26 protein-coding genes are annotated in these 20,600 nt (G+C 69.9%); 10 read left to right on the plus strand and 16 right to left on the minus strand.

Annotated elements, in window-relative coordinates; genetic code table 11:
* From E0L93_RS01695 to E0L93_RS01715, 5 genes are all read right to left on the minus strand, one after another.
* The coding region (locus E0L93_RS01695; RefSeq protein ID WP_132687621.1) for a nucleotidyltransferase family protein at positions 1–487 on the minus strand (487 nt) is incomplete at its 3' end.
* A 16-nt stretch (positions 488–503) separates the two neighbouring features.
* Positions 504–722 (minus strand): hypothetical protein, encoded by a 219-nt coding sequence (locus E0L93_RS01700; RefSeq protein WP_132687624.1) that lies wholly within the window; start codon positions 720–722, stop codon positions 504–506.
* Positions 719–1,150 (minus strand): hypothetical protein, encoded by a 432-nt coding sequence (locus tag E0L93_RS01705; RefSeq protein ID WP_132687626.1) that lies wholly within the window; start codon positions 1,148–1,150, stop codon positions 719–721. The genes E0L93_RS01700 and E0L93_RS01705 overlap by 4 nt, the downstream gene beginning before the upstream one ends.
* Positions 1,151–1,260: 110 nt before the next feature.
* Positions 1,261–1,929 (minus strand): response regulator transcription factor, encoded by a 669-nt coding sequence (locus tag E0L93_RS01710; RefSeq protein WP_132687813.1) that lies wholly within the window; start codon positions 1,927–1,929, stop codon positions 1,261–1,263.
* Positions 1,930–1,990: 61 nt separating this feature from the next.
* The gene (locus E0L93_RS01715; RefSeq protein WP_132687629.1) at positions 1,991–4,276 is read right to left on the minus strand and encodes a PAS domain S-box protein; all 2,286 of its coding nucleotides are present in this window, start codon (positions 4,274–4,276) and stop codon (positions 1,991–1,993) included.
* 108 nt (positions 4,277–4,384) lie between these two features.
* Here E0L93_RS01715 and E0L93_RS01720 point away from each other — a divergent pair, with 108 nt between their 5' ends.
* Both E0L93_RS01720 and E0L93_RS01725 read left to right on the plus strand, forming a co-directional pair.
* Positions 4,385–4,828, plus strand: coding sequence for a PTS sugar transporter subunit IIB (locus E0L93_RS01720; RefSeq protein WP_132687632.1), 444 nt, complete (start codon positions 4,385–4,387; stop codon positions 4,826–4,828).
* Between the two features lie 4 nt (positions 4,829–4,832).
* The gene (locus E0L93_RS01725) at positions 4,833–6,197 is read left to right on the plus strand and encodes a PTS ascorbate transporter subunit IIC (RefSeq protein WP_207890264.1); all 1,365 of its coding nucleotides are present in this window, start codon (positions 4,833–4,835) and stop codon (positions 6,195–6,197) included.
* Here the strand turns inward: E0L93_RS01725 and E0L93_RS01730 are convergent.
* From E0L93_RS01730 to folB, 4 genes are all read right to left on the minus strand, one after another.
* Entirely contained in the window at positions 6,194–6,520 is a 327-nt protein-coding gene (locus tag E0L93_RS01730; RefSeq protein WP_132687637.1) for a hypothetical protein, read from the minus strand. The genes E0L93_RS01725 and E0L93_RS01730 overlap by 4 nt on opposite strands.
* 109 nt (positions 6,521–6,629) lie before the next feature.
* Positions 6,630–6,788: a hypothetical protein gene (locus E0L93_RS15655; RefSeq protein ID WP_165874100.1), complete on the minus strand. Its 159-nt coding sequence runs from the start codon at positions 6,786–6,788 to the stop codon at positions 6,630–6,632.
* 77 nt (positions 6,789–6,865) lie between these two features.
* Positions 6,866–7,558, minus strand: coding sequence for a lysophospholipid acyltransferase family protein (locus E0L93_RS01735; RefSeq protein WP_132687639.1), 693 nt, complete (start codon positions 7,556–7,558; stop codon positions 6,866–6,868).
* Positions 7,559–7,769: 211 nt separating this feature from the next.
* Positions 7,770–8,144, minus strand: coding sequence for a dihydroneopterin aldolase (gene folB, locus E0L93_RS01740; protein ID WP_132687642.1), 375 nt, complete (start codon positions 8,142–8,144; stop codon positions 7,770–7,772).
* A 73-nt stretch (positions 8,145–8,217) separates the two neighbouring features.
* Here folB and E0L93_RS01745 point away from each other — a divergent pair, with 73 nt between their 5' ends.
* The 6 genes from E0L93_RS01745 to E0L93_RS01770 are packed head-to-tail and all read left to right on the plus strand — an operon-like array spanning position 8,218 to position 12,551.
* The gene (locus E0L93_RS01745; protein ID WP_132687645.1) at positions 8,218–8,904 is read left to right on the plus strand and encodes a RibD family protein; all 687 of its coding nucleotides are present in this window, start codon (positions 8,218–8,220) and stop codon (positions 8,902–8,904) included.
* Positions 8,894–9,922 (plus strand): zinc-dependent alcohol dehydrogenase, encoded by a 1,029-nt coding sequence (locus E0L93_RS01750; protein ID WP_132687647.1) that lies wholly within the window; start codon positions 8,894–8,896, stop codon positions 9,920–9,922. The genes E0L93_RS01745 and E0L93_RS01750 overlap by 11 nt, the downstream gene beginning before the upstream one ends.
* Positions 9,923–9,949: 27 nt before the next feature.
* The gene (locus E0L93_RS01755; RefSeq protein ID WP_132687650.1) at positions 9,950–10,324 is read left to right on the plus strand and encodes a 6-pyruvoyl trahydropterin synthase family protein; all 375 of its coding nucleotides are present in this window, start codon (positions 9,950–9,952) and stop codon (positions 10,322–10,324) included.
* Positions 10,293–11,330: a glycosyltransferase family 4 protein gene (locus E0L93_RS01760; RefSeq protein WP_132687653.1), complete on the plus strand. Its 1,038-nt coding sequence runs from the start codon at positions 10,293–10,295 to the stop codon at positions 11,328–11,330. Before E0L93_RS01755 ends, E0L93_RS01760 begins: the two co-directional genes overlap by 32 nt.
* The gene (locus E0L93_RS01765; RefSeq protein ID WP_132687656.1) at positions 11,327–12,181 is read left to right on the plus strand and encodes a class I SAM-dependent methyltransferase; all 855 of its coding nucleotides are present in this window, start codon (positions 11,327–11,329) and stop codon (positions 12,179–12,181) included. Before E0L93_RS01760 ends, E0L93_RS01765 begins: the two co-directional genes overlap by 4 nt.
* 43 nt (positions 12,182–12,224) lie before the next feature.
* Positions 12,225–12,551: a hypothetical protein gene (locus E0L93_RS01770; RefSeq protein ID WP_132687659.1), complete on the plus strand. Its 327-nt coding sequence runs from the start codon at positions 12,225–12,227 to the stop codon at positions 12,549–12,551.
* Here E0L93_RS01770 and E0L93_RS01775 read toward each other — a convergent pair.
* From E0L93_RS01775 to E0L93_RS01795, 5 genes are all read right to left on the minus strand, one after another.
* Complete coding sequence (locus E0L93_RS01775) at positions 12,506–12,979, minus strand: PIN domain-containing protein (RefSeq protein WP_132687661.1); 474 nt, start codon at positions 12,977–12,979, stop codon at positions 12,506–12,508. The two genes, E0L93_RS01770 and E0L93_RS01775, sit on opposite strands and share 46 nt — an antisense overlap.
* Positions 12,966–13,217 carry a ribbon-helix-helix protein, CopG family gene (locus tag E0L93_RS01780; RefSeq protein ID WP_207890265.1) on the minus strand — a complete coding sequence of 84 codons (252 nt, stop codon included), beginning with the start codon at positions 13,215–13,217 and terminating at the stop codon, positions 12,966–12,968. Before E0L93_RS01780 ends, E0L93_RS01775 begins: the two co-directional genes overlap by 14 nt.
* A gap of 107 nt (positions 13,218–13,324) precedes the next feature.
* Complete coding sequence (nfi, locus tag E0L93_RS01785; protein WP_243638066.1) at positions 13,325–13,984, minus strand: deoxyribonuclease V; 660 nt, start codon at positions 13,982–13,984, stop codon at positions 13,325–13,327.
* Between the two features lie 51 nt (positions 13,985–14,035).
* Entirely contained in the window at positions 14,036–15,400 is a 1,365-nt protein-coding gene (locus tag E0L93_RS01790; protein ID WP_132687667.1) for a selenium-binding family protein, read from the minus strand.
* A gap of 24 nt (positions 15,401–15,424) precedes the next feature.
* Positions 15,425–16,693, minus strand: a complete 1,269-nt coding sequence (locus E0L93_RS01795; RefSeq protein ID WP_132687670.1) for a YeeE/YedE family protein — start codon at positions 16,691–16,693, stop codon at positions 15,425–15,427.
* A gap of 110 nt (positions 16,694–16,803) precedes the next feature.
* On the opposite strand from E0L93_RS01795, the gene E0L93_RS01800 reads away from it, so the two are divergent.
* Together E0L93_RS01800 and E0L93_RS01805 are read left to right on the plus strand one after the other, a co-directional pair.
* Positions 16,804–17,340, plus strand: a complete 537-nt coding sequence (locus tag E0L93_RS01800) for a macro domain-containing protein (protein WP_132687673.1) — start codon at positions 16,804–16,806, stop codon at positions 17,338–17,340.
* A 55-nt stretch (positions 17,341–17,395) separates the two neighbouring features.
* Positions 17,396–18,493 carry a glutamate--cysteine ligase gene (locus E0L93_RS01805; protein ID WP_132687676.1) on the plus strand — a complete coding sequence of 366 codons (1,098 nt, stop codon included), beginning with the start codon at positions 17,396–17,398 and terminating at the stop codon, positions 18,491–18,493.
* Here E0L93_RS01805 and E0L93_RS01810 read toward each other — a convergent pair.
* Positions 18,483–19,817 (minus strand): FAD-dependent oxidoreductase, encoded by a 1,335-nt coding sequence (locus E0L93_RS01810; RefSeq protein ID WP_132687679.1) that lies wholly within the window; start codon positions 19,815–19,817, stop codon positions 18,483–18,485. The two genes, E0L93_RS01805 and E0L93_RS01810, sit on opposite strands and share 11 nt — an antisense overlap.
* 5 nt (positions 19,818–19,822) lie before the next feature.
* Entirely contained in the window at positions 19,823–20,515 is a 693-nt protein-coding gene (locus E0L93_RS01815; protein WP_132687682.1) for a VOC family protein, read from the minus strand.
* Between the last annotated feature and the right edge of the window lie 85 nt (positions 20,516–20,600).

The following is a 20,600-nucleotide window of genomic DNA, read 5'->3' on the forward strand; positions in this document are numbered from 1 at the left end:
CTTCGGGCTCGGGCTTCTCCTGAAAGCCCAGGATGTTGCCCTCCCGGTCCACCTCCACGACCCCGTACTCTGAGGTGTCCGAGACGCGGGCCAGCGCCAGCGTTGCTAAGGCTTCGCGCTTCCTGTGGAAGTCCACCACCTCCCGCACATCTATATCCGTCAGGGCGTCGCCCATGATGACGACGAAGGTCTCCTCGAAGCGGTCCTCGAGGCGCTTGACGCCCCCGGCGGTGCCCATCAGCTCCTCCTCGCGGCATAGGTGGACCCGCATGCCGTTCATCCGGGGAGTGCCCCCGTAGAACTCCAGTATGTAGTCCGCGAGATGATGGATGTTGACGTATGCTTCCTCTACGCCGCCGTCGGCCAGCAGCTCGAAGATGTACTCGATTACCGGGCGGTCCACGACCGGGGCCAGGGGCTTCGGAATCTCGCTGGTCAGAGGTAACAGCCGGGTGCCTTTGCCGGCGGCCAGGATCATTGCCTTCATAGCCGGGCGTTCCTCCTCAGCTGGCTTCTCTTGCCCCGGTCTTCTCCATGAGCTCCGTCGTTGCGACGCCGCTCCTGACGAAGAATACCTCGGGCTCGATCGGAAAGAGCACCCGGATCTCGCTGCCGGGGTATACCTCCCCGGCTACCTTCAGCGCCTGCCGGATGCTCGCGGCCTGCACCTCGACCTCGAAGCGGTCGGTTCTGCGGATTACCTCCAGGGAGATCCTGATCATGATCCATCGCCCTCACTTTCATCCCGCTCCTCCAGGGAGTGGAGCCTCCGTATCCGGTGCCTGAGCTCCTCTACATCGCAGGGCCAGGGCATCGTATAGCGCCCGGACTCGGCCCGGGAGGCCGGCGCGTCGGCCCTGAGCTCCAGGATCGGAATGCCGCTTGCTTCCGGGTTCGCCGCGATCGACTCCAGCAGAGCTCTCCGGCGCTCTGAGACCGGCTCCGGTGTCAGGAGCAGCAGGTCGCTGCCCTCCAGCGCCTGCGGATCTGCCAGCGCCGATTCGGGCAGGAACTCGGCCTCGTACTCGTCGCTCTGCAGCAGGAGCTCCAGGGTGCGGCCGACGACGGCGTCCCGGCCGAGGATGATTATCCGCCTCTTTCTCGCGTTGGGGTTGTTCTTCTTCGGCTCGGGTTTACGGGCGGGATACACTCTGGCGCCGCGCTTTCGATCCGGAGGAGCTCGAGGTTCTCATGAGAGTAATGGTGAGCCTCCGGCGGGCTGTGAGCATCAGCCGGGTGGCATATTTTGTCGGCCTCCGGCTACGACTTGGGGAAGGTGATGATGCCCTGTTCCAGTGCCCGCACCACCGCCTGGGTCCGGTCCGAGACGCCGAGCTTGGAGATGATGTGCTCGACGTGGTTCTTGATCGTGCCCACGCTGAGCACGAACTGCTGGGCTATCTCGCGGTTGGTCTTACCCAGTGCCAGAAGCTCCAGTACCTCCAGCTCCCGGGGTGTGAGGGAGTGGGAAGACGTTCCACTCGAGAGAATTCCCCCCGGGCGGGGGGCATTGTTGGCCAGATCGTAGATGAGTTTGTTCGCCATCGCGCGGTTTAAGGTCGTCTCTCCTTCGAGCACCTTGCGTATGGCGGTGACCAGATGCTGCTGGGGCGCGTCTTTCAGCACGTATCCGGCGGCCCCGGCCCGGATCGCCTCCAGGAGGTAGTCCTGATTCTCATACATCGTGAGCATCAGCACGCTGATATCCGGGAAGCGCCGCTTGATACTCCGGGTCGCCGCCAGTCCGTCCAGCTCTGGCATGCGCACGTCCATCAGGACCAGGTCCGGCCGTACCCTGCGGCAGAGGTGCAAGGCCTCCAGCCCGTTGGAGGCTTCGCCGGCGATCTCGATGCCCGGTTCGCCGGCGAGCATGACCCTTATGCCGTTCCGGACGGTATCGTGGTCGTCGACGATCAGCACTCGGGCCATTGCCACCTCCCCGGGGCCGGGTGTCCTCTGCTCGTCCGGAGCGGAGCGGAGCGCGCGTTTCTCAAGAGCCATCGGTGTCATCCTCCTCCTGAACGGAACTTCCGGAACGGGTCAGCGGGATCTCGGCCGTCACCAGGGTGCCGGATTTCGGACGGGTCGAGAGCTCGAAGCTTCCTCCGAGCAGGTTTACGCGTTCCTGCATGCTGGACAGGCCCAGCCGCTCGCCCGGTCCGGAGCCGGCCGGGGCGGCATCCGGGTCGAAGCCCCGGCCCCAGTCCCTCACCCGGAGGCGTACGCCCCGCCGCGTTCGGTCCAGCACGACGCTCACCCGCCTGGCGTGCGCGTGCTTGCGTACGTTTCTCAGCGCCTCCTGGGCTACCCGGAAGAGCGCCGTCTCCACGGCCACGGGCAGACGTTCGCCGTCCTGCAGGGTGCCACCGTACTCCACGCTCCAGCCGTCGGCTCGCATGCTCTCTACCTCGAGCCGCACGGCCGTCTTGAGCCCCAGATCGTCCAGTGCCGTGGGGATGAGGTTGGATATTACCCGCCGGGCCTCCCCAGCGGTGTCCTGTACCAGCTCCAAAGAGCGTTCGAGCAGCTCCCGACCTTCCGCGGAGTCTGGAGGATGGAACCGGGCGAAGGCCTGGAGGTGCTGGTGAGCGGCGGCGGCCATCTGGGCCAGTCCGTCGTGGATCTCGAAGGCCACCCGGCGTCGCTCCTCTTCCTGAGCGACGAAGAGCTTCCTGACGAGGTTCTCGAGCCGTTTCTCGCGCTCCGCCAGCTCTCCGTAGAGGCGGGCGTTCTCCAGCGCGCTGGCTGCCTGGTTTGCCAGACTGGCGAGTATCTCGGGCATCTCGTCGACGGTCAGATCCTGCGGTCCGTAGACCTCCAGCACCCCTATTACCTGATCCCGGATCCTCAACGGCAGACAGAGCCCCATCAGGGACTCCGCCGGGTTCGCCGGTCGCCGCAGCCGGAACAGACGGTGCTTGCCGGTGGACATCACCTCCTCCCGGCTCTCCGTCGCTTCGGGCATGAAGCGTGCTCTGGGCCAGAGAGCATCGAGCCCTGAGGCGCGCCAGATGCGGAGCTGGCCGTCCCTGTCCTCCACGTCGATGATCGCCGTGGTTAGCCCGAAGACCTCGCGCATGATCTTCAGGAGCCTCATGCTGATCTCTCCGGCATCGAGGGTGGAGCCCAGGATCTGGCCGGCTTCCCGGAGCGCCAGCAGGGTTCCCAGACTGCGCTTGAGCCGCTCCTCGGTCTGTTTGCGCTCGGTTATGTCGCGGCAGGTGCCCTCATAGTACGCAACCTTTCCATCGGCTCCTCTTACGGCCCGCGCGCTCAGAGAGCTCCACATGAGAGCTCCGTCGCGCCGCCGGGTCCGGACCTCGAATTCACTGACGGATCCCCGCTCCTGCAGGCGGCGGATGAACTCGCCCCGATCCTGCGGATCGGCGTAGAGATGGTCCACGCCGGGGATCTCCTCCGGAGAGGTATAGCCGAACATGCGCACGAAGGCGGGGTTGGCGGTTAGCAGGGTGCCGTCCGGGGCACTCTGGTAGATGCCCTCGACCGCGTTCTCGAAGACGGAGCGGTACCTCTCCTCGGCGCGCCGGCGCTCCGTTATATCCAGTGTCAGGCCGCCCAGCCGCCGCACCCGGCCCCTCCTGCTCCGGACGGCGGACAGGACGCTGCGCACCCAGCGCTCGCCGCCGTCCGCCGCGAGAACCCGGTACTCGAGGCTCCGGCTCTCTCCCGTGTCGGCGACCGACCGGCAGATACTCAGCACCCGCTCGCGATCTTCGGGGTGAACGGTGCCGGTCAGAGCTCCGGAGTCCGGGAAGAGCGCCGGCTGCCCAATGGTGGAGGTCAGCTGCAGGGTGTCTGCCTCGGCCTCCCAAGCGGCGGCGTTCGCCCGCTCGAATATCTCCTGCCGGAAGGTTTCTCGCCTCTGTTTTCTCCGGTGTGCGGAGCGCAGCTGCGCTCCGGCTCCGCTGAGGAGCAGCCCCGCGCCCGCGAGCACCGCCAGCGGCACCATGTGCCCGGGACCGGGCTGGGAGACGGAGTGCAGCAGGAGGTAGCCGTTCGCTGCGAGCGCCAGAGCGAGGGCTGCGAGGCCTGGCCCCAACCCTCCGAAAAGGGTGCTGGCCAGAACGGCGGCCAGAAACAGAAGGGTTGCGGAGAACCGCTCCCGGAGCATGGAGTCCGGGACGATCCACAGCGCCGAGGCTGCGGCGACCGCCAGGGCGGGGATCAGGTAGCGTGCCGGAACGGGCAGATCCTCGCCTCCGGCAGATCCACCTCCGGGATGCGCCGCGCTGCCGGTGACATGTTTCAATCTCATCACGATTACTTAGACATTATCAAGAACTGAGGGGAATGGGGCACCGATCGGCGAATATGTGTATTTTCGTGGCGCTCTAACACTCGAGTTCGAACCTGAGAGGTCCGAGTGCGGCGCCCGGATGGCGGAGGCAACCCCCCGCCGGAGCCTCTTATCGAGGCAACGCTGGGGGTGGTCTTGAAGCACGGCCTCGCGCGGCGGCCTAGAATGGATTCGCCCGCGAGGCTCATCGCGGAAGCCGTAACGACCACTACTCTAGAGGAGGGGATCGTGATCAGGGTGCTGGCCGTCTGCGGGATGGGGCTGGGGACGAGCGTGATCCTCAAGAGCCGTCTGAAGGAGGCGCTGGACGCCGCGGGCGTGGAGTACACGCTGGATGTGGTGGACGCCGGAGCCGCCCGGGGACAGGATGCGGACATAATCTTTACCTCGGATGAGCTTGCCGACCGCGTGCGGCGCGAGGGTGCCCGGGTGGTCGTCGTCAGGAACTTCACCAGCCGCGACGAGGTGGGGGAGAAGGTGCGGGCCGCCCTCGCCGAGCTGGAGGGATAGGCCCGTGGCGGTCCTGAACGTCCTGCGGGACATCCTCGGCACCCCGGCGATCCTGGTCGGGCTGCTGGCGCTCGTCGGTCTGCTCGCGCTGCGCTCTTCTGCCCCGGACGTGGTGAGCGGGACGCTCAAGACCATCATCGGGTTCCTCATCCTGGGCGGCGGGGCGACCATCCTGATCGGGGCGCTGGAGCCGCTGGGAGAGATGATCTCCGAGGGGCTCGGGCTGCAGGGCGTGATCCCGACCAACGAGGCCGTCGTGGGACTGGCGCAGGCGGAGTTCGGCGCGCAGACGGCCGGGATAATGGGTCTGGCCTTCCTGGTGAATTTGTTGCTCGCCCGCATCACACGCCTCAAGTACGTCTTCCTCACCGGCCACCACGTCTTCTTCATGAGCGCGCTGGTGGCGGTAGTGCTCAGCTCCGCCGGGGTCGGCGGAGTGAACCTGCTGCTCGCGGGCGCCCTGATCGTCGGGAGCGTGATGGTGCTGATGCCCGCGGCTGCGATGCCGTTCATGCGCCGGATCACGGGCGGGGAGGACATCGCGCTCGGGCATTTCGGCACGCTGGGGTACGTGACGAGCGGCCTCGTAGGCCGGGCGCTCGGGAACGCCGCGCGGAGCACCGAGGAGATCACGGTCCCGCGCAGCCTCTCTTTCCTGCGCGACAACCTCGTCTCCACCGCGCTCGCCATGATCGTGGTCTACCTGGTCTTCGCGCTCATCGCCGGTCCGGCGTTCGTCTCGGAGCTGGCCGGAGACCTCAACCCGTTCGTCTTCGCCCTGGTGCAGGCGCTCACGTTCGCCGCCGGGGTGTGGGTGATCCTGGTCGGGGTGCGCATGATCCTGGGCGAGATCGTGCCCGCCTTCGAGGGCATCTCGCGCAAGGTCATACCCGACGCCGTCCCCGCCCTCGACATCCCCATAACCTTCCCCTACGCTCCGACCGCCGTGATCGTGGGCTTCGCCGCCAGCGTGACGGCCGGGCTTGTGGCCCTGCCGTTTCTCGGCCCGCTGGGGCTCGCGCTCATAATCCCCGGCATGGTCCCGCACTTCTTCGTCGGGGGCGGAGCGGGGGTGTTCGGCAATGCTACCGGCGGCCGCCGGGGCGCGGCCCTCGGCGCCTTCGCCAACGGCCTGATCATCACGTTCCTCCCCGCGCTCCTGCTGGGCTACCTGGGGACTCTGGGGCTTGCGAACACCACCTTCGGCGATTCGGACTTCGCGTGGGTCGGCATCGTGCTGGGCTTCGTGGCGGAGGCCGGCGGTCCGGTGGGGGCCTGGGCCCTGGCGCTGGTCTTCGTCGCGCTCACCTTCGTCCTCGGCTACGTCTTCCCGCAGCTCCGGCCCCGCGACGAGTCCCGGAGGGACTAGCTTGCCCGGCCGGTCTTCAGGCCGTCCGGGCGCCGGACCCGGCGTCTTTCGAGTATCCGCTCGATGAAGACCTCGCGGCTTATGCTCACAAGACCGGCCGTCAGGGCGTCACCGGCCTCGGGCGGAGGGTCGAGAGCGACGCCGAGAGCCGCGGAACAGGGACCGTAGAGGATCGAGACGAGCTCGCCGGTGGTGGTGGGCCGGATCTGCCAGCCGGCGTCCCGTGAAGGCGCCGAACGCAGGAAGAGCCGGGCCTCCTCCTCGGAGGTGAAGACCGGCATGACTTCTTCGCCTCCGATCAGGTACATAGTCAGTACATTCATCTGACGGCGATCGTGTAGCGCGATCACCCAGTATGAAGCTCGGGTCGCCTCGCTCATGCTGCTGCTCTTTTCTGCTTCCCTGAGAAGCTGTGGCGAAGGGGGCTTGCCGCTACCGGCTCTCGCTGCGGTCGGCGCTCTCCTTCCTCTCCGGGCGGTCTTCTTCGCTCGGACCGGGGCTGTGGCGGCGCTTCTCCTCTTCTTTCCCGGGCCGGTCGACCTGCTTGCTGCGGCCCGGGTTTTGCTGGTGTTTTTCTTCCCTCTCAGACATCTCGCTGGCTCCGTTCTCCTGAGGTGCTACGGGCAGTATAGCCTATCCGGCTATGTACCCGCCCGGCAGATTTTTAATCACTCGCCGGCGGCTTCGATCAGGCGCCGGCTCTCCCGCACCACGGCCCGGCTCACGGAATCCCCGCCGGGGCTGAGAGGCTTGCCGAACGCGACGCGCACGGTGCCCTCGCGAAGGGCCGGCACCATGGCCTGCAGCACGGCGGCGAGCCACCGCCGGTCCTCCGGTCTCCGGCGCAACCGGGTCAGGGGGTGGTGCAGCGCGCGCCGGGAGAGTACGCCGCTGACGACGGCCGGGACCACCGTCAGCTCCGGGGTCCGGCGAGCGAAGAGGTCCAGGCTCTCCGACCAGCGTTCCAGAGCCTCGGCCGCGCCGGGCAGCACCGCCGGGTCCGGCTCTATCCTGCCGCCGGGGAAGGTGAGCACCGCGCCGCCGCCTCTCAGGTGCCGGTTCGCCGCGCGGACGGCCTTCAGCCCGCTGCCAGAGACGTAGAACAGGCGGCTCGCCGTGTTCGGCAGAGCGCTCAGAAGCGGGTTCGCCGCCGCCACGACCCGCAGGTCCGGCCGCGGGATGGCGGAGAAGAGGGCTATCGCGTCCGAGAGGCCTGGGTGGTTGGCGACGACCAGCAGCGGTCCCTCGGAGGGGAGGTTCTCCCGGCCCCGGACCTCGACCTGCCGCACGAACCGGCTCATGGCCCACGCCCCGCCGGCCTGAAGGCCGCTGCGCCCCACGACCTCGTCGTAGGTGAGCAACTGCTCCGCGAAGCGCCGCGCGGGGAGCCGGAGGACCGGCTTCAGCAGCCCGCTCCCGGTCCGGCCCCGGGCTCCCAGGGCCTCCAGCAGGTCGTCCGTGCCGGCGCGCGTGAGCCTCTCCAGCCGCCGCCGGCGCTCCGGGTCCGTTCCGCCGGCCGGCCCGGCGAGGGGGGTGTTCTGTGCTTCGATCCCGGCTATCTCGGCTCCAGTCTCATTCTCCCCGGCGGCGCAGGATCTCTACGGCCGAGCCGGAGAGGACGGTGTCTTCCAGCCGGACGTCCGGCTTCCGGACGCGCACGCGCACGGCCTCCACCATCGGGTGCTCGTCCAGGACGGCCGCGGCTATCCGCTCGGCCACGGTCTCGGTCAGGCTGACGGGCTCGCCCTCCACTATCTCGCGCGCCCGCCGGTGGACCCGGCTGTAGTCCACGGTCGCGGCGAGGTCGTCGGTCTTTCCGGCCCGGCGCAGGTCGCAGCGCAGCTCCACGTCCACCACGAACCGCTGCCCCAGCTCGCGCTCCGGCGCCAGCGTCCCGTGGCGGCCGAAGAAGACCATGCCCTCCAGGAGTATCCTGTCTTCACTCATCGGGTGTTACCTCGCGTGAGTGATCGGCACACTTAATTTAAGATAGCACGGTGCGGGTAAGATAAGGGGTGATATGAACGACGTCTCCTCCGAACGGCCGCGAGTCACCCTCAGCTACGCCCAGACGCTCGACGGCCGGCTGGCCACCGTCACGGGCAGCTCGCAGTGGATCAGCTCCGAAGACTCCCTGCAACTCGCCCACCGCCTGCGCTCCGAGCACGACGCCATCCTGGTCGGCGTCGGCACGGTCTGCCGGGACGACCCGCGCCTGACGGTCCGGCTGGTGGAGGGCGAGGACCCTCTGCGCGTGGTAGCCGACAGCGCCCTGCGTACCCCACCCGCCGCCGCCGTGCTCTCCGGCGGGGCCGCGCGCGGAACGCTGCTGGCGGTCACGCGACGGGCCCCGGAGGAGCGGTGCCGGGAGCTGCGGCAACTGGGAGCGAAGGTGCTGCGGCTCCCGGAGGACGGCGCGGGACGCGTGGACCTGAGGGCTCTCCTGGTGGCGCTCGGCGAGCGGGGGGTGGGCTCGGTGATGGTCGAGGGCGGCGCCACCCTGATCACGGCCCTGCTCCGGGAGCGGCTCGTGGACCGGGCGGTGGTCTGCATCGCGCCGAAGATCCTGGGCCGCGGCATAGCGGCCGTGGGGGACCTGGGCATCCGGGAGCTGGACCGGTCCCTGCGGCTGACCGGGGTCTCCGTGGAGCGCTACGGCGTGGACCTGGTGCTGGACGGCCGGGTGGAGTACCCCGGTGCCGGGTAGCCCGCTCCCGGCCCGCGCCCTGTGGTTCGAGTCGGCGCGGGAGGCCCGGCTGCGCGCAGCAGAGGCCCCGCCCCCCGGTCCTGACGAGGTGCGGGTGCGCGCCGCCGCCTCGGGTGTGAGCGCCGGGACGGAGCTGCTCGTCTACCGGGGCGAGGTACCGGAGGACCTGCCCCTCGACCTGCCGACGCTGGAGGGGAGCTTCGGTTTCCCGATCAAGTACGGCTACGCCGCCGCCGGCCGCGTGCTGGACGCCGGCTCCGCGGTCGAGCACCTGCACCCCGGAGACCCGGTCTTCGTCCACCACCCGCACCAGAGCGTCTTCACGGTCCCGGCGGAGCTGCCGGTCCGGCTTCCCGCCGGGCTCGACCCGGAGTTGGGCGTGTTCGCCGCCAACCTGGAGACGGCCCTGAACATCCTCCACGACACCCCGCTACGCTTCGGAGAGACGGCCGTAATCTTCGGGCAGGGGGTAGTGGGGCTGCTGGTCACCCAGCTCCTCAAGCGTGCCGGAGCGGAGCCGGTGCTGGCCGTGGACCCCATCTCCCGGCGGCGGAAGCTGGCGCTGGCGCTGGGCGCGGACGAAGCGTTCGAGCCGGGGAAAGGGCTGCCGGAGGCGGTCCGGGAGGCGACTGGCGGCCGGGGCGCGGACGTCGCGGTGGAGGTCAGCGGCTCGGGGGCGGCGCTCCAGAGCGCCATAGACTGCGTGGCGGAGGAGGGCACGGTCGTCGCGGCCTCCTGGTACGGCACGAAGCCCGTGACCCTGCAACTCGGCGGGGGCTTCCACCGGGGGCGGGTGCGGCTGCGCTCCTCGCAGGTCGGGCGTATCAACCCGGAGCTGGCCCCGCGCTGGAGCCTCCGGCGGCGGCTGGAGACCGTGACCGGCCTGCTGCCCCGCCTGCGGCTGCGCGAGCTGGTCTCCCACCGCCTGCCGTTCGCGCGGGCTCCGGAGGCGTACCGGCTGCTGGAGGAGCGGCCTGAGGAGGCGGTGCAGGTGATCCTGGACTACGCCGGAGAGTAGTTGTCGTTTTTCAGTGGAAGGAAGGACATGTACGAGATATACGTGGCGGCGCGGTTCGAGGCGGCTCACCGGCTGGTCGGGGACTTCGGACCGGCGACCCGGCTGCACGGCCACACCTACCGGCTGGAGGTGCTGGTGCGCGGCGAGCGCCTGGACGGCTCCGGCGTGCTCTTCGATATCGGGGAGCTGCGCGGAGCGGTGGACGAGCTGGCCGCCGGGCTCCACTACCGCAACCTGGACGACGTGCCGGGCCTAGAGGGGCGGAACACCACCGCCGAGGTGGTGGCGGACCACGCCTGGGAGAAGCTCGCTCCGGGACTGCGCGGCCGGGGCCTGGACTCCCTGCTGGTGCGCGTCTGGGAGTCGCCGGATGTCTACGCCGCCCGCGAGGACGCTCTTTGATGTGAGGGTCGCCTTTCTCACCGTGGGAGATACCGGCCGCCGCACCGGCGGCTACCTGTACAACGCCCGGGTCTGCGCCGGGCTGCGGGAGCGGGGCGTTGCGGTGGACGAGATCTCGCTGGCCGGAGCCTCGCCGGAGGAGCAACGGGCCGCGAAGGTCGCCTTCGAGCCGGAGCCGTACGACGTGCTGGTGGTGGACGCGCTGGCCCGCAGAGCCCTCGCGCCGCACCTCGACCGCTGGCGGCGTTCGACACCCGCCGTCGCGCTGGTGCACGAGCTGCCGTCCGCCGCGGGCTCCGGAGTTCCGGATGAGGCCCGCTACGAGGAGCCTCTGCTGCGCGCCGAGCGGCTGGTGGCGGTGAGCGACCACGGGCGGAGCGTCCTGGAGGAGCGGGGGGTCCCGCCGGAGCGCATCCGGGTCGTGCCGCCGGGCTTCGACCGGCTGGGTAAGGCTTCGGGGAGCTCTCCGCCGAACCTGGTGGCGCTCTGCGTGGCGCAGTGGATCCCGCGCAAGGGTATCCTCACCCTCGTCGAGGCCTGGAAGCGGCTGGAGCCGGCCGGGGCCGAGCTCGTCCTCGCCGGGGAGCCGGACGCCGACCCGGAGTACGCGGCGGCCGTGCGCGCCGCCGTTGGGGAGACTGCCGGGATCCGGGTCGCCGGGGCCGTGCCGGATGCGGAGCTGGAGTCGCTGTACGCGGCGGCGGACCTCTTCGTCCTGCCCTCCCGCTACGAAGGGTACGGGATGGTCTACGCCGAGGCGCTCTCCTGCGGTCTTCCGGTGGTGGCCTGCGAGGTGGGACCGGTCCCGGAGCTCGTGGGACCGGCCGGCCTGCTGGTGCCGCCGGACGACCCGGCCGCCCTGGCCGCGGCCCTGGAGCGCCTGCTGAACGGTCCGGAGCTGCGGCGGAGGCTCGCCGAAAACGCGCTGCGGCGCGCCGCGGAGCTCCCCCGGTGGGGGGAGACCGTCGCCGGATTTATGGCGGTGCTGCGGGAGGTGCGGCGTTGAGCGGCCGGGAGCGGCGCGAGCAGAACCGGCGCTCGTGGAACGCGGCCGTCGGGGCGCACGAGAGCCACCGGGGAGACCTGGCCCGCTTCCTGCGCGCGGGCGGCAGCACCCTCTTCCCGGAGGAGCTGGAGCTGCTCGGGGACGTGCGGGGCAAGACCCTGCTGCACCTGATGTGCAACGCGGGCGGGGACTCGCTCAGCCTGGCCCGGCTCGGGGCCGCCGTCACCGGGGTGGACATAAGCGACGCGGCCATCGGTGCGGCCCGCAGGCTGTCCGAAGCGGCCGGCATCCCCGCCGAGTTCCACCGCCGGGACGTCTACGACTGGCTGGAGGAGAACCGGGGGGCGCGCCGCTTCGAGCGGGTCTTCGCCTCCTACGGGGTGGTCTGCTGGCTCTCCGACCTCGACGCCTGGGCCGCCGGGGTGGCCGGCGTGCTCGCTCCCGGCGGGCGCTTCGTGCTGGTGGACTTCCACCCGGCGGCCATGATGTTCGACCGCGACTGGAACCTCGCCCACGACTACTACGCGGGCGGCGCGCCGCTGGAGGACGCCGCCGGGGTGGGGGACTACGTGGCGGAGTCCGAAGGCGGCCTGACCCCGGCCGGGTACGCCGCAGGAGTACGGGACTTCCGCAACCCGGAGGCGTGCCACCTCTTCCGGTGGGGGCTGGGGGAGGTGGTATCGGCGCTGGCCGGAGCCGGGCTCCGGGTCCTGGTACTTAAAGAGTACCCGTACTCCAACGGGGAGCGGCAGTTCGCCCGGATGCGCGAGCTGCCGGGCCGCCGGATGTACCCGCCGGAGGACGTGCCCGCGCTGCCCCTGATGTACGGGATCTCGGCCGGAAGGAGCTGACGCGGCCCCCCGCAGGCCGGGGTCAGATCCCGGAGGTCTTGCGGTGAGTCTACTCGACCCTCTCTTCCGGCCGCTCGCCGGTGTAGCGGGCGCGGGGCCGGATGAGCCGCCGTCCGCCCCAGTGTGCGACCCGCGGGCAGAGATCCTGTCTGAAGCGGCCGGGCGCATGTACCGCGCCGGCGGGGACATGCGGCTCTACGGGCTCTCCCGGTACGTGGAAGAGGAGGCCGTGGAGCTGCTCGAGGAGTACGGTCCGAGTACGTCGGAGAGCGCGACCGCCGCTGGGTGCCGCTGGAAGAGCGTTAGGGGCGGCTTCGGGGAGCGTTACCGGATCCCGGCGAAGGGGTTGATCACTACCACCCCACCATAGCTTTGTCCGGCGTTGAGATCTTCTGAGTAGAGAGCCTTGCACCCCAGAGACCGGGCGCTGGTCAGGATCATGGCGTCCCAGAAAGAGATGTCGGCCTGCCGGTGGAGGTCTATCGCGCGAAGCACCTCCTCGGGAGGCGGAGTGTGCACCCTCCAGCGCAGGAGCCTCTGGACTATCTGCCGGGCCCGCTCCGGCGGCAGGGGCTTTGCGACCTTGCGGGTGAGGTTGGCGTAAAGCTCCTGCAAGACCTGCACGCTCACACACCCACGCCGCTGCTCCCAACCTTGCGCCACCAGCGCCCTCGCCCGTTCGCGCTTCTCTCCGGCGCTCTCGTCGTAAGCGTAGATGAACAGGTTGGTGTCTACGAAAAAACGTTGCTCGAAACCCTGCCTGTCCTGGCCCTCTGCCGCCGATTCAGCGGCGCTCATGCGCCTCTTCCCTGCTCCAGGTTATCTCTCCGTGAGTGCCGAGGTCGAAGCCCCGCTCCAGCTCGAAAAGCTCCTCTTCCCGGGCCAGAGCGTAACCACTCTCCCGATCGATCATCTCTCGCAGAGCCCCGGCCAGAAGCGCCGAGAGCGAACTCTCCCTCCGCGCAGCCAGCACCTTCGCCTCCTTGAGCAACTCCTCGGGCAAGCTCAACGTCACGTTGCGGTTCGCCACTACCACTCACCTCCGATCTGCCACACAAAACAGTGTAGCACACTTTTATGTGTAAAAGGCGGACGCATCTTGAAGCCTGGCCCGCGGCCTCGATTGGGGGTTGCGGTAGAGGGTTAGAACAGGCTCTCCTGATTCCCACCCGCCCGGCGGAGGCGGTTGGCGGCGTTGTGGGCCTGGCGGGTCGGCTCGGGCAGCCGGTAGCGGGTGCAGCAGGCCAGGACCAGATCCACGGCGCTCTGCAGGTCTATGCGATTGCCGACCGAGACGAAGACGGGGGAGACCCCGTCCCGGGTCCTGACCACCCTGCCGACGACCTCACCCCGGTCTACGAGGTCGGTTGCGCTGCCCTTCTTCCGGTCCGGCTCCTCAAAGCGCCCGGTGAGGCGGCTCTTGGCGCAGCCCACGCTCGGGACGTCGAGGAAGAGTCCCAGGTGCGAGGCCAGCCCGAGCCGCCGCGGGTGGGCGAGCCCCTGGGCGTCGAAGATCACGGCGTCCACCGGGGTTTCGATCCGGCTCAGAGCCTCCGCCACGGAGGGTATCTCCCTGAAGGCCAGCAGCCCCGGGACGTAGGGGAAAGACAGGGGAGCTCCGGCTCCCCGCACCTCCACCACCTCCAGCTCCGGGAAGCGCAGCACGGCGACCGTGGCGTAGGCCATCTCGTCCCCGGTGGAGACGTCGGCGCCGGCTACGAAGCGCACCCGGTCCAGGTCCAGCGGCGGCCCGGTCTGCACCCGGGAGGCGAGCTCGCTCTGGAGGCGCCGGGCCTCCGCCACCGGGAGGTTCAGCTCGTGCAGTCTGGCGACTCTTATCCGGCGTTGCCCCTTTCAGAACCAGATGTCCGAGGTCACATCACCGCCCGGGTAGCGCATCTCGTGCGCGCGGGCGGGACCTTTGGGTTCCTGCCCGAAGTCTACCAGGAAGTCCTCGTTGATCTTCATGCCACCGTTCTCGGTGTCGCAGTCTATCTGCAGCAGGAAGGAGCCTTCCCGGGCCATCTCCGGGTAGAACTGGTTGTCCCACGAGCTGTAGAGCGAGCTGGTGACGTACAGGCGCTTCCCGTCCAGGCTGAGCTGGAGCATCTGCGGGCCACCAATGAGCCGCTTGCCGTTCAGCTCCTCCGCCTTGCCCAGCAGGCCGCCGCACCACACCTGCCCGCTCAGGCGCGGGTTGGACGGGTCGGATATGTCGTACTGGCGGATGTCCCCGTGCAGCCAGTTGGAGAAGTAGAGGAAGCGGTCGTCCAGGGAGATGAGCAGGTCGGTGATGAGCCCCGGCACCGGGAAGGGCCAGCCCTCCAGCTCTACCGGCTCCACGTCTATCACCTTCTCCACCCGCCAGGAGCCGTTCTGTCTGTGCCAGTGGAACATGTTGGAGCTAAGGGCAGCCCCGACGAAGCCGTGGGTGCTCTCGGGATCGTGGTGGAAGCGGACTTCGAGCGGGATCATGCCCTCCTCGCCGAGGTCGAAGCTCTGCGCTATCTGGCGCTTCTCCCAGTCCCAGAAGTGGAGCTTGCGGCCGTACTTGCCGGCCTCCACGTCCTCCAGTTTAAAGCCGTCCCGGTAGGTGTTGGGGGCGGCCCACTCGCTGCTCACCATCACGTTGTGCCGGGGCTGGTACCAGAAGTCGTAGTTGTAGTCCATGCCGCCGGTTTCGCGCTCCCAGCGGCCGGCGATGTTGAACTCCTCGTCCAGCACCAGAAAGCCGCCCGGCCCGTTGCCCGCACCGTCCCCGAGCATGGAGATGAGGATCTTGTCCGGCAGACAGTGGACGGTGTGCGGGGCGCTGAGGTTCGTCTTCTCGACTATCTCCTCCGGCTCTATGACCTTGTGGAGCTTCGGGGCGCGCTCATCGGCGGTGTCCACGATGTGGATGCGCCCGGAGCGCTGGCCCGGGATGATTAGGTACCGGCGCTCCTTGCTCGCGTCGTGGTGGCAGGAGCTGCACGCGTTCCATCCGAAGTGGTGCAGCTCGTCGCCCACGTTGGGCATCGGGGTGCGGTGGATCACCTGCGAGTAGGTCGGCGAGTCTGGGTCTACGTCCACCGTGGCCAGGTAGTCCGGCTCCTCCACCCCGGTCCCCACGTAGAGCGCCACTGTGTAGAGCACCCTCTCGCGCTCGGCCTGCATGGCCTCCTCGGGCGAGGCGTAGCCCGGCCCGCAGCAGGCGTGCCCTCCTTCGTGGTGCGCCATGATCTCCTCCTTTCCCCGTGTTCGTCAGCAGCTGGAGTCGGTGGGCTTGGGGTTGGCGAGCTCGAAGAGCGGCCGCACCTTGAGCCCGGCGTAGGTGCCGATAAGCGCCATCGCGATCCACAGCCAGCCGTGCAGCGAGAAGGATGCGACGCCGCTGAAGTACGCTCCAATGTTGCAGCCGTAGGCCAGGCGCGCGCCGTAACCCATCAGGAGCCCCCCGATTATCGCGGCGGCCGCCGTCTTCGGCGGTATCCGACGGTGGAGGGCGAAGGACCCCCCGATAGCGGCGGCCAGAAGAGCGCCGAAGACGATCCCGAAGTTCATCACGCTCGTGGAGTCGGCGAGCACGGACGCCTGCAGCGCGGCGGCCCGCTCGCCGGACCAGTAGCTCCAGCTCGCCACATCAACGCCGAGCGCCTGCGCGATCTTGGACCCCCACAGCGCGAACGCCGAGGTGATACCCCACGGCTCGCCCCGGACGAGCAGGGTGGCTGCGTTGAGCCCGGCCAGCACGACCGCACCGGCCCATAGCGGCCACGCGCCGCGAATCACGCGCGCCACTCCGGAGGCGGCGGCCGGCGGCCGGCGCGGCGGCGGGTTCTTGCGCCGGGCTATGAGCACCGTCGCTCCGGCTATCGCGGCGAAGATGGCGAGCTGTACCGCCAGCGCCCCGCCGTAGCCGAGCCCCGTGCTCTCGGCGAGCGAGACCGGCGGCAGCGCGGGCATCGTCTCGGTCCAGAAGTCCCAATGCCAAGCCCCGAGTACCGACCCCCCGATGAACCCAGCGAGCGTCAACAGGATGGCGGTCTGCCCGCCGCCGATGGAGAAGAGCGTCCCCGAGGCGCACGCACCCCCGAGCTGCATCCCGATCCCGAAGATGAACGCGCCGACCACCACGCTCAATCCCAGCGGCGCCACGAAACCGGCCGGCTCCACCCCGAAAAACCCGACCCCGGCCGCCAGGATCGGGGCGAACAGCACGCTCGCCACCGCCAGCATCAACATGTGCGCCCGCAGCCCCGCTCCCTGACCCACCGCCACGAGCTGCCGGAAGGCCGAGGTGAACCCGAACCGGGCGTGGTAGAGCGCGATGCCGAGCAGCACCCCCAGCGCGTACAGGATCCCCTGCTGAACGCCGTGCCCGGCCACGATCGCATACCCCAGCGCCACCAGCGCCAGAGAACCCCCCAGCGCTACACCTAGCCGGGGCGGAGGGAGCTCCGCTCCCACGGCGCCCGCGGCCCGCTCCGCCGTCCGGGCCGCGACCTGATTGCTCTGCCGAGTCTCGGCCATACCACCTCCCACTAAATCCGATATCTTTTGTCGGGATTATACAAAGCGCGCGGGGACGTTCAACGGGCGGCCGGTTCTGCTTTAAACTTCTTCTGCGGGAGGTGAGGATCATGGCGAGGATAGACGGCGTGACGGTCGAGTGCGTACGCGGGGACATAACGGCCCAGGAGGACATCGCGGCGGTAGTTAATGCGGCGAACGCGGAGTTGAGGCCGGGGGGCGGGGTCGCCGGTGCGATCCACCGGGCTGCCGGACCGGGGCTGGAGGAGGAGTGCCGGCCGCTGGCGCCCATAAGTCCTGGGGAGGCGGTCATAACCGGGGGGCACGGGCTGCCGAACCGGTACGTGATCCACACCCTCGGTCCCGTCTACGGGCGGGACGAGCCGGCGGCGGAGCTGCTCGCGAGCTGCTACCGCAACGCGCTCCGGCTCGCCGAGGAGAACGGGGTGGAATCCGTGGCGTTCCCCGCCATCTCCACCGGGGTCTTCGGCTACCCGGTCGAGGAGGCTGCGGAGGTCGCCTTGGGGACGGTGCTGGAGGAGGCGCCGCGGCTGGGGTCGGTGCGGCTGGTGCGCTTCGTGCTCTTCGGGGAGGAGGACTTCGAGATCCACCGGCGGGTGCTCTCCCGGCTGGCCGGGGAGGGGTAGCGGCGGAATCCTCCGCCGGGTGCCGGGATCGCCGGTCCGGTGTAAAGTACCCGGAATGGAGACCAACTTCGACGCCTCGGCGCGCTACACCGTGGGTGTGGAGGAGGAGTTTCAGCTGGTGGACCCCGGCACGCTCGGGCTCGCTCCCGCCATCGATTCCCTGCTCGCCGCCCGCGACACCGTGGGGCTCCCCGGGGACTCTCTGGCTTCCGAGCTCTTCTCCTCGTGTCTGGAGGTGCGGTCTCCGGTCTGCTCCACGCTGGGAGAGCTGGCGGCGGAGCTGGCCGCCCTGCGGCGGAGGGCTCGGGAGCTGGCCGAGAGCTGTGGCGTGCGGCTGGCGGCGGCGGGAGCGCACCCCTTCAGCGAGGCCGTAGACCAGCCGCTCACCGGCGGCGAGCGCTACCGCCGGGTGGAGGAGAAGATGGGCTGGGCGGCGCGGATGCAGGCGATATACGGCCTGCACGTGCACGTGGCGGTACCGGACGAGGAACGGGCCATCCTGGGCGTCGGGGCGCTCGCGCGGTACATCCCGCTCTTCCTCGCCCTCTCGGCCAACTCGCCCTTCTGGGGCGGCCGGGACACCCGGCTGGCTTCTGTGCGGATTAAGGTCTTCGACCTCTTCCCCCGCTCCGGGGTGCCACCCGCCTTCAGCTGCTGGGAAGATTTCGAGCGGCATGTCGCCGTCCTGACGGAGGCCGGGAGCGTGCCGGACTACACCTGGTGCTGGTGGGACGTGCGGCCGCACCCGAGGCTCGGGACGGTGGAGCTACGCGCGCCGGACGCCCAGACAGAGCTCGACCGTACCGTCTCACTCGCCGCCCTCGCCCGGTGCATCGTCGCGACCGCCGGGGAGCACCCGCCTCCGGAGAGCCCCGTGCTCCTGCAGGAGAACAAGTGGCGGGCCACCCGCCACGGCCTCGACGCCCGATTCTACGACTTTACGGCCGGCCGGAGCATCGCCGCCCGGGAGGCGGTCCGGGAGCTGGTCCGGAGGCTACGGCCCGTTGCTCAGGATCTCGGGTGTGAGGAGGAGCTGGCAGGGGTGCTGGAGATAGTGAGGGATGGGAGCGGGTCCGAGCGCCAGCGGGCCGTCCTCAAGAAGCGCGGCTCGCTGGAGGCCGTCGTCGAGTACCTGATCTCCGCTACCGCTTGAGATCCGCCTTTCCGTCTTCCACCGCGGAACCGGCGGCTACCCGGCCGAAGACCAGCGCCGAGGCGAGGCCGCTCGCGTACCCGCCGGTCGAGACCCCGCCGGCCTCGACGCCCGCTGCGTACAGCCCGGGCAGCGGCCGCCCGTCCGCCTGCCGGAGCACGCGGCACCCCGCATCGACCGCGAGCCCTCCCGTGGTGTGCGTTATGGCCGGCGCGACCTCCACGGCCATGAACGGGGGGACCCGCACGGGCGCGGCCGGTTCGCTCCGGGGCGGTGAGAGCTCCGCTGCCCGGCCGGCTGAGACGGCGGCGTCGTACTCGCCGAGCGTGCGGAGCGCCCTCTTCAGGGGCACGCCCCGCTCCGCGAGCCTTTCTGCAAGCTTCTCCAGGCTCTCCGCCCGCAGGACCGTCCCCCCGGCGCGCAGGGCCGCCGCGACCATCTCCTCCACGGTGCGGTCCCGGACGCGCCGCCGGAGGGCCGCGGCGTCCAGCACGTACCACGCCCGGAGGCCCGGCTGGCGGGCGGTGGCCCGGACGAGCGCCGTCTCCGACCAGTCGGCGGCCTCGTCGGCGTAGCGTTCGCCCGCGGCGTTCAGGGCTACGGCGTGGCGGCCGTAGAGCTGGGAGACCTCGACGAACTCCTGCGGAGAGAAGTTGGCGGGAGGTGCGGGCAGGTTGCGGCCGTAGAAACCGTCGAGGCCCGGGCTCGCCAGCGCACCCGCCGCCAGAGCTGCGCGGAAGCCGTCCCCGGTGCTCCGGGGGTGTGCCCGCAGCTGCAGCTCCCCGGGGCCCCGGAGGATGTACCGCCGGACCAGCTCCCGGCTGGCCGCGAACCCGCCGGTGGCCAGGATCACCGCGTCTGCCGGCTCCCGGCGCTCCCCGCCGTTCTGCGCCACCTCCGCTCCGGCTATCCGGCCTCCGGCGAGGGTCAGGATGCGCAGCCGGGCGTTCGTCAGGATGCGCCCTCCGGCGGCCGCGATGCGCTGCACGAGGGAAGCTACCACCCGCTCCGGGTCGAAGCGGGCGCCGAAGGTCAGGGGGTTGCCCGTCTCGCGCGCGAGCGCGGGGGCGCCGCGCTCCTCCAGCCAGCCGAGGTCGGGCGGCAGCCGCCTCAGGATGAGCCTCTGCAGTGCGGCGTCGCCCGCCGGGACCTCGCGGCGGAAGGTTGCCAGATCCCGGTAGGACCAGATATAGCCGCTGGAGTAGACGAAGGAGCCGCCGGGCCGGACGCCCTTCTCCAGGAGAGTGACCTCGGCCCCCGACTCCAGGGAGCCGAGGGCGGCGACCAGGCCGGCGAGTCCTCCGCCGGCGACGAGGATGCGCATCCCGGTCAGGTCAGCGAGAAGGTGGGCTTGTGCTCCACGTACTCCACGCTGATGCCCTCCGGTCCCCGGACGAAGACGGCCCGGGTGTTCGGGCCCTCGACGAAGTCCTGGATCTCCAGCCCCCGCTCCTCGGCTTCGCGGCGGTGATCCTCCGCCGACTGCACCAGGCAGCCCAGGTGGTAGAGCATCTCCTGACCTTCCCTGAAGGGCGTCGAGGAGGTCAGGCGCAGCCGGTACTCGCCGGCCCGGACCGTCCGCTCGTCCTCCCCCGGCTCGAAGCCCATCCCGGCGAAGCGGCGCGCCGAGCCCTCCGGGTCGCCGGAGCGCAGAACGATGCCCTCCAGGTCGTAGTCGGTGAAGCCTCCCTCGCCTGGCACGAGAGCGAACGGCAGCCCCTCCGGGCCGGTGAAGAGGTATGCGCCGTCCCGCCGCTCCACGCCGGCCTCCTGCGGGAGCCGGGCGGCGGACTCGGGGTCCGACACGCGGAAGTTTATGCGTTCGATCACCTGCGGCGCCGGCACCGTTCCCTCCGGGGCGTCGAAGAGGGTCAGCTTCCCGATCCTGCCCCCGGCTCCCACCAGAGTGTAGCGGTCGGTACGGTCCACGACGTGGAGCCCCAGATGCGAGGTCAGGAACGCGGCAGCCGCCTCTCTGTCGCTCATGTAGAGCGCTACGTGGTCCAGTTTCTCTATCTCCATGCTCCCTCCTCTAAAGATGGCCGGCTCTTGCACCTACCCTGCTTTTTTGCCCGTTGCGCCGGGCCTGCACACCTGACGCAGCACC

It is taken from the genome of Rubrobacter taiwanensis (assembly GCF_004337705.1).
Classification (GTDB): domain Bacteria; phylum Actinomycetota; class Rubrobacteria; order Rubrobacterales; family Rubrobacteraceae; genus Rubrobacter_C; species Rubrobacter_C taiwanensis.